A 15,735-nucleotide genomic window follows, 5' to 3' on the forward strand; every position below is an offset into this window, starting at 1 on the left:
CCGCCTAATCCTCCCAGCCGCGCCACATTAAGACCAGAACGCCTCAGTTTGTGCACCCCACATGCTGAGGCGTTTTGCTATGTGTTGCTGGGAGGATTTGAACCGAAAGAGGTTCGACCAGTTACAGACCGCATCCCGCCGTAAGGGAACCCCCTTAGTATCCAATCACACCAAATTGACGCCCATCAAGTTCCCCTCGCGCCTCCTTGATAGCATCCTGTTAGCTACCTCACTAATAAACCTCCAGCGTTACTGGATGGAGATATCATGGATAAAATCCGCCGTGCTCTGCTAGGACAGATTGCCAAACTGACAGCCGGGGCTGCGTTAGTTCCCCTGAGCAGCATTGCCTCTGCAGGCATTAACGATCAGCCGCCGCGCAGAGAGGGTGATCCGGAAAAACGCTATGCCATGCTGATTGACCTGAGGGCCTGCATCGGATGCCAGGCTTGCACGGTCTCCTGTCATATTGAAAACGAAGCGCCTCTGGGCAGTTTCCGCACCATTGTTTCGCAATACGAAGTAGAGCATGAAGACACCGGTGACTCTGCCACTTTTATGCTGCCGCGACTGTGTAATCACTGCGAGAACCCGCCCTGTGTACCCGTATGCCCGGTGCAGGCAACCTTCCAGCGCCAGGACGGTATCGTTGTGGTCGATAACGAGGTTTGTGTGGGCTGTGCCTATTGTGTGCAAGCCTGCCCCTACGATGCCCGCTTCATCAACGAGTACACCCAGACAGCGGATAAATGTACGTTCTGCGCCCACCGGCTGGACGTGGGCTTGCTGCCAGCCTGTGTGGAATCCTGTGTGGGCGGTGCCCGCATTATCGGAGATCTGCGCGACCCGGAGAGCCAGATCAGCCGCATGATGAAAGAACACTACAGTGAGCTGATGGTGCTCAAACCGGAAATGGGCACAGCCCCCCACGTGTTTTATCTGGGCATGGACGAACGGTTTGTATCCCGACCGGATGCCAAACCGGCAATCTGGGACGTGCGTGATCAACAAGGTGAGGAGATTGGCTATGAATTCAGCGGTCATTGAGGTTCTGGCACCTCGCTACGGCATTGCCTGGTACCCATGGGCAGTCCAGTACTTCTTCCTCATCGCGGTATCTTATTCGGCGCTGCTGTTGACGGTACCGGGGCTACTATTCGGCAAGAAGAATTATGAATCCCTGGCCAAAGTAGCGTTGCTGGTCACCGTCAGTTGCACACTGGCAGGCCCTGTCGCCCTGCTGGCGGACCTGCACCAGCCTTTGCGATTCTGGCACTTCTACGCCAACCTGACCCCCTGGTCCTGGATGTCAATCGGCAGCCTGCTGTTGCCTGTATACCTGGTACTGGTCGTCGCCTATGCCTGGCTGGCATGGCGGCCGGCCATGCAGGCGCAAGCCCGGGGTAACGGCTGGATTGCGAAGCTCTCGGGTTGGATCAGCCTTGGAGAGTGGCATGCGCCCCGCTGGATGCTGGTGGCGACCGGCCTTGGGGCCCTGGCGCTTTCTGTCGGCATTATGGTTTACACCGGTGCCGAAGTGGCGATTGTTAAAGCCCGCCCCCTCTGGAACACCTACTGGCTTCCGGTCATGTTCGTGCTGACAGGTGTGGTTGCAGCGGCGGGCCTGGTGATTCTGATTAACCGGCTGATGACCGGAAACGACCAGGAGGTAAACGAGCAGAGCCTGAAAGTGATCGTCGTCACCATGATTCTCTCTGCACTGGTTGCTGCGCTCTGGGTTTCGGAAGGTATTACCGGGTTCAGTCCGTCGGTTGAACAGGCCTTTGCATCGCTGCGGGGAAATCCCGAGTGGCGCGCTGTTGCGATTTACGGCTTGCTGGTTGGTATTGCGCTTACGCTCACAGCGATCGTTACGTTGCGTCGTCCCGGTTGGCTCGGGCGCTCCTGGATAGCAGGTTTGCTGGCTGTCCACATCGGCTGGACCTTCCGCTGGATGGTGCTGATGGAGGTACAGACCGTGGCCAAAAATACCGCTGGCTATTATCACTACGCCATTGAGGCGGGTTCCAGTGGTTTGCTTGGAATCATTGGAACATTTGGGCTCTGGCTGGCTGCGTTACTCATTATTGACATTCTGGTGCCCTGGAAAAAAAGCCTCCAGGCAAGCAGCCACTGATTTACGTCTCAGGAGTTGGGTTATGGACAAGAATCGTCGTAATTTCCTGAAGGGAGCAGCCGCTGCCGGCGGTGCCGCAACCTTCGCAGCCGGCTACTATGGCCCGCTGGAAAAAATGGGCAAAGGCCTGGTAAACGGAACCTCCGGCGTGGCGACCGCAGACCGGCTGCATGGTAACAGCCTTGCGCCGGAATACTCGGTAGATCCGAAAACAGGCGCGGTATCCCTCAACCCTGATCAGCGTATCGCATTCACAGTGTGCTATGGCTGCACCACCAAGTGTGGGGTGCGCGTGCGCATCGACAAGAATGAAAACCGGGTACTGCGAGTGTCAGGTAACCCTTACCATCCTCTTTCGTCTGACGAGCACCTGGATGAGAACACTCCGGTGCAGGAGGCGCTCAGGCGCATGAGCAGCTTCCGGGATCAGGGCCAGCTGAACCGCTCCACTGCCTGTGCCCGGGGCAATGCCGCCATGGCGCAACTGACCAGTGATCAGCGCGTACTTGAATGCCTGAAGCGCACCGGCCCCCGGGGCAGTAACCAGTGGGAAACCATCTCTTTCGAGCAGTTGCTGGATGAAATAGTTGCTGGCGGAGACCTGTTCGGGGAGGGCGAGGTTGAAGGCTTGCGCTCCATCCGTGATCTGAACACTCCGCTGGACCCGGATAACCCGGAGTACGGTCCCAAGGCAAACCAGTTGCTGATGATGGAGGCGACGGATTACGGACGTTCGGCATTGCTCAAGCGCTTTGCCTTCAATGCCTTTGGTACCCGTAACTACGGACATCATGGTGCCTACTGTGGTCTGGCGTTCCGTATGGGGTCTGGCGCATTGATGAACGATCTTGAAAAGAACGCTCACGTAAAGCCGGATTATGCCAACGTGGAGTTTGCACTGTTCATCGGAACCGCGCCCAGCCAGGCGGGGAATCCATTCAAACGCCAGGGCCGGCTGCTGGCCCAGGCCCGCAGTACCGGCAATCTGGAATATGTTGTGGTGGACCCGGCTCTCACAGCGGCAGCCTCTCATGCTGCCGGTGACCGTAGCCGCTGGATTTCCATTTTGCCGGGTACGGATACCGCATTGGCCATGGCCTTGATCCGGTGGCTGCTGGAGAACGAAGGCTATGCCAAAGACTATCTGGCAGTGCCTGGCAACAAGACTGCGGGTGAATCCGGGGAAGCTGGCCACACCAACGCGACCCATCTTGTCATCGATGAGGACACTCACCCCCGGGCCGGATATTTCCTGCGCCTGAGTGATATTGGCCAGGCGGAGGCCGGCACGGACCATGATCACCCGGTTGTTGTGAACCAGGCCGGTGAACTGGAGAGTGCTGAATCAGCCTCAAGCGGTCAGTTATTTGTAGAACGCAGGGTTCAGACCAGTGATGGCCCGGTCAGGGTACGCAGCTCTCTGTTCAAGTTGCGTCAGGAGGCTATGCGTCACAGCATTGAAGAATATGCAGAAATCTGTGGCATTGATGCCGCCGTTATCCGTGAGCTGGCCCGGCGATTCGCCGGTTTTGGTCGTAAGGCCGCAGCGGATGCCCATGGTGGCATGATGTCCGGTGCCGGCTTCTATGCTTCATATGCTGTCAATATGCTTAACCTGCTGGTGGGCAGTTTCAACCAGAAAGGCGGCGTGGCCAAAGGCGGGGGTAGTTTCAACGGAGTGGGTGCCGGCCCCCGGTACAACCTGGCGGATTTCCCGGGTAAAGTCCGGCCACGGGGCGTTTTCCTCTCACGGTCGCGTTTCCCCTACGAAAAAACCAGCGAGTACAAGCGCCGTCTGGCAGCGGGCGAATCGCCTTATCCCGCGACTGCGCCCTGGCGCTCACTGGCGCCGCCGATACTGACCGAGCACCTGCTTTCCGGCCTTGAGGGTTACCCCTACAGAATCAAAGCAATGATCGGTGCAATGGCGAATCCCATGTACGGCCAGGCTGGCCTGACATCATTGCTGGAAGAAAAACTGAAAGACCCGAAAAATATTGGCCTGTATGTGGCGGTGGACGGTTTTATCAACGAAACCAACCGTTTTGCCGACTACATTGTGCCCGACTCCGTTATGTATGAAGTCTGGGGGTTCACCGGTGCCTGGAGTGGCACCCTGACCAGAATGACCACCGCGTGCTGGCCGGTTGTTGAGCCGCGCCAGGCCAGAACGGCCAAAGGTGAGCCCGTAAGCCTCGATAACTTCTTTATCGAGCTGGGCCGGCGCCTGGATCTGCCCGGCTTTGGTGACAACGCTATTGAAGGCGCGGATGGCAGGATGCACGCGCTGAATCGTGCCGAGGATTTCTATCTGCGGGCAGCGGCCAACATTGCCATGACCGGTGAACCCCTGCCATCTGCCACTGAGGAAGACATCAGCGCCAGCGGCATAGAACCGTTGCTGGAGAGAATCCGGGATACGGTGTCGGAAGACGAAGCCGGGCCAGTGGCGCGGCTGTATTCCCGCGGTGGCCGGTTCGAGACCATGGATAAAGCTTACAACAATGAAAAGCTTGGCCATGCTTGGTCGCGCCCCCTGTGTGTATACAATGAGGCGGTTGGCACTGCCATCGATAGTTACAGCGGCAGGCGTTTTGTGGGCACGCCCACTCACCATGAACCCAGGTTCTGGGACGGCTCGCGGCTCAGGGATCATTATCCGGAGAGCGACTGGCCGCTACTGGCGTTTTCGTTCAAGTCCAACCTGATGAACTCCTATGCCATCGGGCTGGAGCGGTTGCGCATGATCAAACCCTACAATCCGGTGTTGATGCATCACAACGACGCGGTCAGGTTTGGTGTCCGTCATGGCGATACCATCAGCATAGAAAGCCCTGGTGGCAAAGTACTGGCACTGGCGCTGGTTGGTGACAATGTGCACGAGGGCGCTATCGGTATTGAGCATGGCTATGGCCACCGGGAATTGGGCGCCTCCAGTCATATCATCGATGGACAAGAGCGCGCCGGTAACCCGTATCTGGCTGCCGGTGTGAACATCAATGACCTGGGTTTTTCGGACCCCACACGCAGGGATGGCACAGCCACCTGGCTGGAGAACGTCAGTGGAGCGTCTGTCCGGCAGGGCTTGCCGGTGCGGGTGAGCGTGGTGCCCTATATCGCCTGAATACTTTGGGGCGGGGTGATCTGCAGGCGTGGCTTAAAGTGACGCAGCAGATCGCGCCGCCTGGTCATACAGCCCGGATATTCCGCGCAGAAAGCCGGCCACTGCACCCGTGTCGGCTCCTGAGAAGCCCAGGGTCCGCAGGGAATCCACAAGGCATTCCTCGCGAATTTCCCGGTAGCGACGGCACACGCTTTTGCCTTTCTCGGTTGTGGAATAGTAGGTTTCCTTGCCATGTTTCTCAGAGCTGACCACTTCATGTTTCAGAAGTTTCTTGAGCGCGTAGGTTACGGTGTGACTGTCTTCCACATTGAGCACCAGGCAGATGTCCGCGGTTTTTTTTGCGCGATCGCGATGGTTCACGCTGTGCAGAACCAGTATATCCAGAGGGCTTAACTCCGGCAGCCCGGCGGCGTTCATACAGCGAACCATCCACCGGTTAAAGGCGTTTCCCGCAACAATCAAACCGAATTCAAGTTCTGACAATTCCATCGCGCTGTCTGAAGCCAGGTGAGCAGAGGACACAATTGGGCCGACTTTGCGGTGTCCCTTGTCGTTGTCCGGATTCTTTAAGGAATCGTTGGTTTTGCTCATATCACTTAAATACTCTTATAAACGGTGTTTCTTCGGCCTGGCCTTTCTGGGCCGCTTTAATTGCCCATTTTCCCGGGCAGGTATGTCACAATCTCCGGGAACAGGGTAATGAGTACGACGCCGCTCAGGATCAGCAGGAAGTAGGGCAATGCCGCCCATGCAATGCGCAGGATGTTCTCTCCGGTCAGCCCCTGAATCACGAAGAGATTAAAACCCACTGGCGGTGTTATCTGGCTCATTTCCACCACAGTCACCAGATAAATACCGAACCACAGGGGATCAATGCCGGCAGCTTCCACCATCGGCAGAATCACAGACGTGGTAAGCACCACAACGGAGATGCCATCCAGAAAGCAGCCCAGCAGGATAAAAAACAGGGTGAGTGCCATCAGGAGCATGTAGGGTTCAAGGCCGAGGGTATTGATCCAGGCTGCTAGCTCCCGGGGAATACCGGTAAATCCCATTGAACTTGTCAGAAAGTGTGCACCCACCAGAATAAAGGCAATCATGGATGAGGTTTTTACCGTTCCCATCAGCCCTTTTACAAAGGTGGTCCAGTTCATGGAACCGCTTTTCCAGGACAGGAGATGTGCCAGAGCCACACCAATAGCCGCAGATTCAGTGGGAGAGGCCAGGCCGGCGTAGATCGAGCCGATCACACCGATGATTAACAGCATGACCGGAACAAGCGGGCGGCTGCGGCGAACTTTCTCTGCAAAGGAAAACGATTCGGCTTCGCCTGCCGGTATGCCGGAGGGGTTCATCAGGGACCAGATCATAACGTAGCCACCAAACAGAGCCATAAGAAGGAGGCCTGGCAGGATACCGGCTACGAACAGGCGCGCGATGGACTGTTCGGTTGCTACGCCATACACGATCAGAATGATTGACGGGGGAATCAGCAATCCCAGCGTGGCAGACCCCGCCAGAGTGCCAAGAATCTGGTTTTTGTTGTAACCGCGTTGGCTGAGTTCCGGAATCGACATCTTGCCAATGGTTGCTGCGGTGGCGGCTGAGGAGCCGGAAATGGCTGCAAAGATACCACAGCCTATAATGTTGGTGTGCAGCAGCCGCCCGGGCACCTTGCCGACCCAGGGTGAAATCCCCCGGAACATTTCTTCGGAAAGGCGGGAGCGGAACAGCACCTCTCCCATCCAGATAAACATGGGAAGCGCGGCCAGATCCCAGGATACGCTAGCGCTGTAGAATGCCGTGGAAAGGCTGTCGCCTACCGGTATGCCACTGAAAAAATACAGTGCTATGCAGCCGATCGTGGTCAGGGAAAAGGCAACCCATAACCCTGCGGCCAGGAATACCAAAAGCAGGCACAGCAGCAGCAAGCTCATCCAGATCATTTCCATGGGCCTACTCCTGCGCTGCTTCGTCTTTCAGCCGGGAAATCCGGCCGGTTGCCAGTAGAAAAAATGCATCCAGCAGGGCAATTAACAGCCAGATCAGACCGAGGGTCATAACGGCCTGAGGTATCCATAAGGGTACCGGCACCATGCCGATCGAGAGATCGCCAAAATCGTAGCTGTCATACGCCAGGCGGGCGCTGTGCCAGGCCGCAAAACCGGTAATAGCGCTCGCCACCAGCGTGACCAGCATGTCCATGATTCGGTGCAGGGATTGGGGTACCGACTGAAGAAGCAAAGTGACCCGAATGTGACCCCCTTGCCAGAATGTATAGGCAAGGCCAAAAAAGGTTGCGCCCAGCAACAGGAACGAAGCCACCTCTGCCAGCCCCGGAATGTTGAGCCCCAGAGCATCGAAGCCGGCCAGCCCCAGCAGTTTGTCCAGCACGCGGCCCAGTACCTGTGCCACGATCAACACCATAATGATGGTCAGGTGCAACGCAGAAAGAGCGCCCCCCAGCCTGTAAAACCCATCAAGTGCTTTGCGCATCGGGCCCTTCTCTTGATGTTGTCCTGTTGCTCACAGAGCAGGGATGGATCGGGGCGCTACGGCTTGGCTGTGCCGTAGCGCTACCCGGTTATTACTGCTTGTTGTAGGCGTCAAGCAGCGCCTGGCCGCTTTCACCGGCGCGCTCTAACCATTCTTCTGTCATGGTTTCGCCGATTTCTTGCAGGTGCTTGACCAGTTGCGGAGAAGGCTCCGATACTTCAATGCCGTTATCCCGCATGATTTTGATCTTCGCTGCTGTTTCCGCCTTACTGGCTTCCCAGCCACGCTTCTCAGCCACTTTGGCAGCGTCTTCGAGTGCAGTCTGGGCGTCCTCAGATAAGCGGTCAAAGGCTTTTGCGTTAACAACCACCATGTTCTTGGGGAGCCACAGCTGGGCATGGTTGAAGTGTGAGAGATAGTCCCAGGCGCGGGTGTTGGCGCCGGTAGATGGCGATGTGATCATGGCATCTACGCGGCCGGTGCCAAAGGCAGTAGGAATGTCCGGCACTTCCACCTGGGTGGGCAGGGCGCCCAGCAATTCTGCCAGTCGCTCACTGGACTTGTTATACGCGCGCATTTTCACGCCTTTGAGCTCGTCGCCGGTTTCAACCGCAAACTGCGTGTAAATGCCCTGTGGTGGCCAGGGCACGGCAAACAGCAGTTTCAGCCGCTGGCGTTCAAGGCGTTTGCTGAGCACATCTTTCGACGCCTGCCACAACTCCCACGCCTGGTCATAATTGCTGGCAAGGTAAGGCACGGAATCCACCTCAAAGAGAGGGTCCTCGTTGGCAAGGCGCGACATAATCAGCTCGCCAATGGGAACCAGACCGCGGCGCACGGAGTTCTTGATTTCCTGATGTTTGATCAATGAGCCACTGCTGTGAACGGTAATGTCCAGTTCGCCGTCGGTTGCCTCCCGCACATCGTCAGCAAACTGTCGGATATTGACGGTGTGAAAGTTGGAGTCGCCGTAGGGTGTGGGCATATCCCAGTCGGTAGCCTGGGCACTACCTACCGAAAATGCGAGGGCTGCAGCAGTAAGCAGACCCGCAATACGTTTGCTGCGACGAGCAGGGGCACTGCTCGGGTGTTGGTTTTGCATGATGTTTGCCTCCGGGCACCGCCATATTCAATATGGACGTCTGGCTTTGTTGTTGTGTTTAACCTGAATAAAGCTAGTTCCGGGGCACGGACCTGTCAAACCTTTTGCTATCAAAATGTCGAAAAAACTTAGATGTTATGCCGATAAATTGTCGACAAATTGTGTTTGACGGTCCGTAAATTCGTGTCCGAATCAGGGTTTCGGGCCGCCCATAATAGCTTCCATCTCACCGGGCCGGGGCGCTCCCTGTTTCATTTGGATAGTACCCTGAGCATCTTTGTAATAAGTGCTCGGCGTAGCACTGAGGCCCAGGCTGGACATCAGCTGATTGTTTTTCTGAACACGTTTTGCATTGTCGCTGACAATCTGCCGGTCTACCTCAATACCGCCTGCACTGTGGTTTTGTTGATTTTCCTTTAATGCCTCGCGAGGATTTTCCGAGCCCAGAATGGTTGCGGCTTTGGGTAAGCTGTCCTGTTTCAGAATGCCAACCATGATATGGCGCAGCTGTACCTCGCCCGCGTCAATCCATGGGGCTGCAGCTTGCCGGAATCGGTGGCAGAAGGGGCAGTTTGGATCGGTAAAGGTATACACAATCACAGGTGCGCTGGCATCACCGTCCCGGACCCAGTCGGCCTGTTCAAGCTGAGCCCAGGCTTTTTCATTTTGAGGGCCTACCACCAGCTCTTGGAGTTTGGGTGCGGTGAGATTGTCGCCGTTTGCACTGAGCATGGTGCCGACAATGACCTGCTCTTTATCTGCCGTAAGATAAAGAGCAATCGGGCGGCCCTGCATACTGCCTGCATAGCCGGTCATTCCGCCGGGCGCTTCAAAACTCTCGGCAATGGTAACGCCCCTGTCCACCAGTTGCTGAACGGCCTTCGGGTAGGAATCCTGGCTTTGGGCCAGGGTGGGCAGGCTGAAGCTGGTCGCGGCCATGGCGGCGGCGAGCATTGAGGGTTTGGTCAGGGTTTTCAATAGCTGCTGCATATCTGGCTCCGGTTGAATGTCAGTCGGTGTTAAAGCTTTCCAGATTGTGGGCCAGGGAAGCCCGTGAAAGCTCGCCCATGTGGGCGTTAACCTGCTGGCCGCTGGCGTTGTAAAACAGGGTGGTTGGCAAGGCCTGGCTGCCGGTTGCCCGGCCCAGGCTGGCACCTGTATCGGTGAGGACATTTTGCATCGAGAGGCTGTGCTGGCTCATGAACTGGTTGATGGTTTCCGGTTGCTCGCCCTGATTTACAAAAACGAAGACCACGCCCGGGTTGTCCTGCTGGGCTTTCTCCAATACCGGCATTTCGCGTATGCACGGTGGGCACCAGCTGGCCCAGAGGTTAACCACCATCGGCTTGTTGCCGGCTAGGTCGGAAAGGGTAACCTCTGTGCCATCCAGCAAATTGAAACGGTTATCTGGCAGGCCGCGGGAGCTGGTTTCTGCCAGGGTAACCAGCAGGGAAACCGAGCCCCAGGTCAGCAGGCCCGAGGCTGCAGCAATGGACAATGACCGGCGCATCCGGGGATGGCGCCAGAGTTTCCAGGCTGTTAACGCCAGGGCACCGGCTAATCCTGCAATGATATGGAAACCGCCGTCCCGGATATCAATAATGCTCCAGAGGTTGTCCTGATAGTGTTCAAAATACTGGATAACAAACCCGATTCGCGCTGCCACCAGCGACCCCAGGAAAATATCCGACAGGGTTCCTGCAACAGGAACTCCCTCTTTGCGCCCGGTGATGGCGCCCACAATCAGGGCGATCACAAATGCACCGAGCAATAGAAGCTGAGCCAGTGGCACGGCCAGGGGCCCAAGATTAACCGATAACATTATTACTCCTGTTTATGATTGGCGAGCGCACCTACGACCCGCAACTCACCCATGAGTTCCTGATCTGGGCAGGCCGGTTGCCAAAACCACAGGAGCGGATAACATCAACAGACCTAATCGGATGCTTCTCAACGATGACTCCCGGCAAGCGGACGTTTCAAAAAGGGAGCCGGCAGTTTGCAGGTGGTCGATTAAGGCAGCATTAAGAGTGTTTGCTCAAGGTGAGTTCAAAACGTGCATGTTTTATTGGTAGAAGACGATGAACTGGTTGCCTCCGGCCTGGAAGCTGGCCTGGCACTGCATCACTGCGTGGTTGACCGGGTAAAAACCGGTCGCGAGGCTATCGCTGCTTTGAAACACTTCGCCAGTGATGTAGTGGTCCTGGATCTGGGGTTGCCGGATAGCGATGGACTGGACGTACTGTCGCAATGGCGGCAGCAGGGCATGGATATACCGGTTCTGATCCTGACGGCGCGGGATGAACTGCATGAACGGGTGAGGGGGCTGGAAGCCGGTGCTGATGACTATGTGCTTAAACCCTTTGAGCTGGACGAACTTGCCGCCAGATTGCGCGCGCTGGTGCGCCGTGCCGCCGGTCGGGCCGCCCCGGAAATACAACACGGGGATTTGCGCATGCGCCCTTCAACGGGTGAGGTTTTCAAGGGTGACCAACTGGTACCCCTTTCCCGCCGTGAGCTGGCGTTACTGGAAAAACTGCTCAATGCCCGGGGCGCGGTTTTATCCGAGGATCAGCTCAAGGATAGCCTGTATGGCATGGAAGCGGAGGTGGAAAGCAATGCCTTGAACGTACATATCTATCACTTGCGCCGCAAGCTGGGCAAAGACCTGATCCTTACCGAGCGAGGTCTGGGCTACCGGCTGGGGGAGCCGCTCACAGCGTCAGCGAATCCCAGTGAGGTCCCGGAGTGAGCCTGCGCCGCCGGTTACTCTGGTCTTTGGGGCTGTCCTTCGTATTTTTGTGGTTTTCCGTAGCCGCAATCATGTACCTGCATCTGAACCAGCAGGTTGTAAAAACTCTGGATCAGCGCCTGGCGTCCTCTGCCAACATGGTTGCGGGGCTTGTGGCCCGGCGGCCGGAAATGCTGATAACCAGTAACGCAGCAAACCCTCTGCTGCTAGAGCCCGAGAGCAAATCCGTCGCTTGCCAGATCCGCTCGGTGACGGGCGAGGTCCTGCTGCAGACCAGCGGCGCCCGGGGGGCTTCCCTGAGCGATTCCCCTCCGGGGTACTCCATGCGCACCATTGGTGGCGACCAGTGGCGTATTTATACGCTGCAACAGGATGAAATGTTTATTACCACCGCAGACCGGATGTCAGATCGGAGGAAGCTGGAAAACAGCATTATTCTGGTTATGGTGGTGCCCTTTACTCTGGCGTTTCTTGGCGGCCTGGCAGTGCTGTGGTGGGGCGTCAGGGCCGGGCTGCGCCCGCTGCAATATCTGCACGACCAACTGCGCCAGCGTAGTTCCTACAACCTTGAGCCGGTGCGCGTGGGTTCAGCGCCTTCGGAACTAAAACCTGTGGTGGAAACCCTGAATGGCCTGTTTGCCCGGGTGCAAAGAACGGTAGCCCGGGAACAACGCTTTGCCAGTGATGCGGCCCATGAATTCCGCACGCCGTTAACCGGTATCAAAACCCACTTGCAGATAGCCCGCCGGGTGACCGGCGACAGGCAGCAACTGGCGTTAACCAATGCGGAGAAGGGCGTTGTCAGGTTACAGCGGGTTACTGAACAGCTTTTGATGCTGGCGCGACTGGAGCAGGGCGTCCCCTGTCAGGAAGAGGCTGGCAGCCGGGTGGAGGAGATTCTGGAAAACGTGCTGGCAGATCTTCCGGACCGAAGTCGTGTGCGTATCGAAAACCTGGTGCCCGGTGAGACCGTAGGGGTACCCTTGACACTGGCGTCGGTTGCCCTGCGTAATCTGATCGACAATGCCTTGAAATATTCTGTAAAAGAGTGCCTGTTGGCGATTGATACAGAGCCAGCAGCCGGACACGGGGCGTCAGTGCGGTTTCTGGTGCAGGATTCGGGCTTGGCTGAGCCGTCGGTTTCTGATGGGGCTGTTGAGCCTTCATCAACAGCGGCCCCGGTCAGCCATGGCCTGGGTCTGACCATTGTTGAAACCATCACCACGCAATGTGGCGGTACTCTGGTGGCAACGTATAATGATATGGGCGGGATGGACTGGTTACTCCACCTGCCTTTGGCTTCCAAAAGCTGACTGGTTAATGACATGTTATTGAATTGCGATATTGGCGAAAGTTACGGAACCTGGACCATGGGCCTGGATGATCAGGTTATGCCATTTATTGATCAGGCCAACATAGCCTGTGGTTTTCACGCAGGGGATCCGATGGTGATGCACCACACGGTACAACTGGCGCTGAAGCACAACGTGGCTCTCGGTGCCCATCCGGCCTATCCGGATTTGCAGGGTTTTGGCCGGCGCTCAATGGCGTTCAGCCCTGATGAAATCCACGCCATGGTGTTGTATCAGGTGGGAGCCCTTACCCATATAGCCGCAGCTCAAGGTGGCAGCCTCAGTTATGTGAAACCCCACGGCGCCATGTACAACGACATGATGCGCAACGAATCGCTCCTGCGCGCGATTCTGAGTGCCCTGAAACAGATACCGGGCGAACTCAAACTGATGGCAATGACCACCGCTGACAACCAGGCACTGAAATCACTGTGCGCCGAATACGGGGTTGAATTGTTACTGGAAGCCTTTGCCGATCGCGCCTATGACGATGCCGGTTTTTTGGCCTCCCGCAGCATTCCAGGGGCGGTGCACAAGGATCCGGACGCTATTCTTAAACAGGTGCTGGCAATTTCACGGGGCGAGACGATCCAGTCAATCAATGGAAAACCGCTGTATCTGGAGGCAGACACTGTATGCGTTCACGGCGACAACCCGGAATCTGTAGCCGCCGTGCGTGCCATTCGTCAGGCTCTTGAGGGGCAAGCCTACTGAGAATCAGAGCCTGAACCGCGAGATCAGTGTTTGCAGCTCGCCGCCAAGCCTTGCAAGTTCGGAGCTGGCGTTTGCAGTCTGGTTCGAGGAAACCGCAGACTGGTCTGTAATGTCGCGGATGCTGGTTATGTTCCGGTTAATTTCCTCGGCGACGGATGTTTGCTGCTCCGAGGCAGTTGCAATCTGGCTGTTGTACTGTTTGATTTCTTCCACCGACTGCGTGATGCGCCCGATAGATGCGCCCGTTGCTGTGGCCCGCTTGAGGGTATCCGAAGCCAGCGATGCGCTGGCTTCCATCGCTGTTACGGAAGTTTCCGCACTGCTTTGTAATGACGATACCAGTGACTCGATTTCCTGAGCTGAACTCTGGGTTCGCTGGGCCAGAGAACGCACCTCGTCAGCAACAACCGCAAATCCGCGCCCCTGTTCGCCGGCGCGTGCGGCTTCAATGGCAGCGTTCAGTGCCAGCAGGTTGGTTTGCTCCGCCACCGACTTGATGACATCCAGTACCGTCCCGATGTTCGCGGTTTCCCCTTGCAGGCCGTGAATGATTTCCATGCTCTGGTTGACTTCCTGAGTCAGTCTGTTGACCTGGCTAACGGTTTCCCTGACCTCCAGTTCACCCTCCGTTGCCTGGCTGGCTGCATCAGCCGCCACTGTAAAGGCCTTTTCGGCGTTGCGGGCAACATCGGCAACGGTCGCTGTCATTTGATTCATTGCTGCGGCAACCTGATCGGTTTCGTGTTTCTGCAGATTGATTCCGTTGCTGGTCTGGCCGGTGACCGTTGACAGCTGCTCGGCTGAGGCCGCAATGTCAGCGGCGCCGGATTCAATGCTTCTCACAAGCTCCCGCAGGCCGGTGACCATGGTTGCCAGTGCTGCCATCAGGCGCCCTATTTCATCGGTGCGGTTGTTGTCGATATGAATGGATAAATTGCCTGACGCCACCTCCGTAGCGATGGACACCGCATGATTAATGGGAGAGGTTATGGCTTTGGTGATCAGGTAGGCCATCAGGATGCCAAGTAAAACCGCAATGCCAGTTGCCCCGAAAATCAGTGTGGTGGCCTGCCTGCGCTCGGACTCCATTCTGTTTACCTGCGCCTCCCGCAAGCTGTTTGCAGATTCCATGACTCGGCGCGCTGTCGCAACCATGTCATTGGAAAGTTGCTCGCCGGATTCGGTCAGTGTTACGACGTTCCGGAATTCGCCGGTATAGGCGTCAAGGGCTTTGGTAACCTTTGCCGTTTCTTCCGCGCTGATACCTGCAGACCGCAGCGGACCCTGCATTCGTTCAGCATCTTCAAGATAGGATTGAACGCTGTCGGAGTCGCGTTCTACCAGAAACTTTCGCTCCGAGCGGCGCATATCCTCAAAGATGGCCGATGCAAAAAACAGTGAGCTTTGGGCTTTCAGAGACGACCCGAGTATCCGGGCTTTGGTTTCCAGCCGGTCCAGGGCTTCTTCACGCTGGTTGATGTTTGTTTCCACCTTGGCCATCAAAGACTGGTATTGCTCAACATCATCCTCAATGCTGTTTAAAGAGCTGATGTCGGCGCTTGTGGTGAGCAAAGGCTGGATATGCCCCGTGATTTCAAGAACCCGGTCGCCGTGGGCCCGTGATGCCTGCACGTTCCCGGTACTGCCAGAGAGCAGAAAGTTTTTCTCTTCGACGCGGGCTTCCGTGAGACTGGTGTTGACCTGGCCCAGTTTTGCCACAATGTCGGAGCGCTGGCTGTAGCTTTCCAATGCGCTATTCCCGACGACACCAACCAGAATAGTGAGCAGGAGCAGGAGAGCAAAGCCGCCCGCCATTTTCGTTCGGATGGTCATGCCGCTAAAGAGGTTTTGAAATGCCATACTGTGGTGTCCTTAGAGCTTGCGAGCAATACCAGTCCTGCCATTTGAGTCCATTCGACAGACCACGGAGAAGCATTTCTGATACGCGAGAGAGATGTTTGGGCTTTTTATTGTGTCTCTATTAACTATGTGCCGGGGACAAAATTCAATTTGTTTTGGGTAACATATAGTTGCGGAGTGCTAATGATATATTCCGTA

The 15,735-nt window shown here is 56.5% G+C and carries 13 protein-coding genes; 6 read left to right on the plus strand and 7 right to left on the minus strand.

Annotated features, from left to right (window positions below; all coding sequences use genetic code 11):
• The first annotated feature begins 267 nt into the window (after positions 1-267).
• Genes dsrO through CDH48_RS07505 form a run of 3 tightly spaced genes read left to right on the plus strand, consistent with a single transcriptional unit; the run spans position 268 to position 5,261 of the window.
• Positions 268-1,047, plus strand: a complete 780-nt coding sequence (dsrO, locus tag CDH48_RS07495) for a sulfate reduction electron transfer complex DsrMKJOP subunit DsrO (RefSeq protein ID WP_100688125.1) — start codon at positions 268-270, stop codon at positions 1,045-1,047.
• Positions 1,028-2,137: an NrfD/PsrC family molybdoenzyme membrane anchor subunit gene (gene nrfD, locus CDH48_RS07500; RefSeq protein ID WP_100688126.1), complete on the plus strand. Its 1,110-nt coding sequence runs from the start codon at positions 1,028-1,030 to the stop codon at positions 2,135-2,137. Before dsrO ends, nrfD begins: the two co-directional genes overlap by 20 nt.
• Positions 2,138-2,159: 22 nt before the next feature.
• Positions 2,160-5,261, plus strand: a complete 3,102-nt coding sequence (locus CDH48_RS07505) for a molybdopterin dinucleotide binding domain-containing protein (protein WP_100688127.1) — start codon at positions 2,160-2,162, stop codon at positions 5,259-5,261.
• Positions 5,262-5,294: 33 nt separating this feature from the next.
• Here CDH48_RS07505 and CDH48_RS07510 read toward each other — a convergent pair whose 3' ends face one another.
• The 6 genes from CDH48_RS07510 to CDH48_RS07535 form a co-directional block, all read right to left on the minus strand.
• Positions 5,295-5,852: a winged helix DNA-binding protein gene (locus tag CDH48_RS07510; RefSeq protein WP_100688128.1), complete on the minus strand. Its 558-nt coding sequence runs from the start codon at positions 5,850-5,852 to the stop codon at positions 5,295-5,297.
• 56 nt (positions 5,853-5,908) lie between these two features.
• Positions 5,909-7,213 carry a TRAP transporter large permease gene (locus tag CDH48_RS07515; protein WP_100688129.1) on the minus strand — a complete coding sequence of 435 codons (1,305 nt, stop codon included), beginning with the start codon at positions 7,211-7,213 and terminating at the stop codon, positions 5,909-5,911.
• A gap of 4 nt (positions 7,214-7,217) precedes the next feature.
• The gene (locus CDH48_RS07520) at positions 7,218-7,757 is read right to left on the minus strand and encodes a TRAP transporter small permease (RefSeq protein WP_100688130.1); all 540 of its coding nucleotides are present in this window, start codon (positions 7,755-7,757) and stop codon (positions 7,218-7,220) included.
• A 91-nt stretch (positions 7,758-7,848) separates the two neighbouring features.
• Positions 7,849-8,859, minus strand: coding sequence for a TRAP transporter substrate-binding protein (locus CDH48_RS07525; RefSeq protein WP_100688131.1), 1,011 nt, complete (start codon positions 8,857-8,859; stop codon positions 7,849-7,851).
• A gap of 192 nt (positions 8,860-9,051) precedes the next feature.
• Complete coding sequence (gene dsbG, locus CDH48_RS07530) at positions 9,052-9,849, minus strand: thiol:disulfide interchange protein DsbG (protein WP_100688132.1); 798 nt, start codon at positions 9,847-9,849, stop codon at positions 9,052-9,054.
• 19 nt (positions 9,850-9,868) lie between these two features.
• Entirely contained in the window at positions 9,869-10,681 is an 813-nt protein-coding gene (locus CDH48_RS07535; protein WP_100688133.1) for a TlpA disulfide reductase family protein, read from the minus strand.
• A gap of 234 nt (positions 10,682-10,915) precedes the next feature.
• Here CDH48_RS07535 and CDH48_RS07540 point away from each other — a divergent pair, with 234 nt between their 5' ends.
• Genes CDH48_RS07540 through CDH48_RS07550 form a run of 3 tightly spaced genes read left to right on the plus strand, consistent with a single transcriptional unit; the run spans position 10,916 to position 13,677 of the window.
• A complete protein-coding gene (locus tag CDH48_RS07540; RefSeq protein ID WP_100688134.1) occupies positions 10,916-11,611 on the plus strand; it encodes a response regulator in 696 nt (231 codons plus the stop codon).
• Positions 11,608-12,924 carry a histidine kinase dimerization/phospho-acceptor domain-containing protein gene (locus tag CDH48_RS07545; protein ID WP_157807808.1) on the plus strand — a complete coding sequence of 439 codons (1,317 nt, stop codon included), beginning with the start codon at positions 11,608-11,610 and terminating at the stop codon, positions 12,922-12,924. Before CDH48_RS07540 ends, CDH48_RS07545 begins: the two co-directional genes overlap by 4 nt.
• Before the next feature lie 12 nt (positions 12,925-12,936).
• Positions 12,937-13,677: a 5-oxoprolinase subunit PxpA gene (locus CDH48_RS07550; protein ID WP_100688136.1), complete on the plus strand. Its 741-nt coding sequence runs from the start codon at positions 12,937-12,939 to the stop codon at positions 13,675-13,677.
• A gap of 3 nt (positions 13,678-13,680) precedes the next feature.
• Here CDH48_RS07550 and CDH48_RS07555 read toward each other — a convergent pair whose 3' ends face one another.
• A complete protein-coding gene (locus CDH48_RS07555; RefSeq protein WP_100688137.1) occupies positions 13,681-15,537 on the minus strand; it encodes a methyl-accepting chemotaxis protein in 1,857 nt (618 codons plus the stop codon).
• Between the last annotated feature and the right edge of the window lie 198 nt (positions 15,538-15,735).

This window comes from Marinobacter aromaticivorans (genome assembly GCF_002806975.1).
Classification (GTDB): Bacteria; Pseudomonadota; Gammaproteobacteria; order Pseudomonadales; family Oleiphilaceae; genus Marinobacter; species Marinobacter aromaticivorans.

Bases quoted from the DNA above. Each gene is read 5' to 3' on its own strand.
- dsrO (WP_100688125.1), top strand. From the start codon at position 268: ATGGATAAAATCCGCCGTGCTCTGCTAGGACAGATTGCCAAACTGACA.
- nrfD (WP_100688126.1), top strand. From the start codon at position 1,028: ATGAATTCAGCGGTCATTGAGGTTCTGGCACCTCGCTACGGCATTGCC.
- CDH48_RS07505 (WP_100688127.1), top strand. From the start codon at position 2,160: ATGGACAAGAATCGTCGTAATTTCCTGAAGGGAGCAGCCGCTGCCGGC.
- CDH48_RS07510 (WP_100688128.1), bottom strand. From the start codon at position 5,852: ATGAGCAAAACCAACGATTCCTTAAAGAATCCGGACAACGACAAGGGA.
- CDH48_RS07515 (WP_100688129.1), bottom strand. From the start codon at position 7,213: ATGGAAATGATCTGGATGAGCTTGCTGCTGCTGTGCCTGCTTTTGGTA.
- CDH48_RS07520 (WP_100688130.1), bottom strand. From the start codon at position 7,757: ATGCGCAAAGCACTTGATGGGTTTTACAGGCTGGGGGGCGCTCTTTCT.
- CDH48_RS07525 (WP_100688131.1), bottom strand. From the start codon at position 8,859: ATGCAAAACCAACACCCGAGCAGTGCCCCTGCTCGTCGCAGCAAACGT.
- dsbG (WP_100688132.1), bottom strand. From the start codon at position 9,849: ATGCAGCAGCTATTGAAAACCCTGACCAAACCCTCAATGCTCGCCGCC.
- CDH48_RS07535 (WP_100688133.1), bottom strand. From the start codon at position 10,681: ATGTTATCGGTTAATCTTGGGCCCCTGGCCGTGCCACTGGCTCAGCTT.
- CDH48_RS07550 (WP_100688136.1), top strand. From the start codon at position 12,937: ATGTTATTGAATTGCGATATTGGCGAAAGTTACGGAACCTGGACCATG.
- CDH48_RS07555 (WP_100688137.1), bottom strand. From the start codon at position 15,537: ATGGCATTTCAAAACCTCTTTAGCGGCATGACCATCCGAACGAAAATG.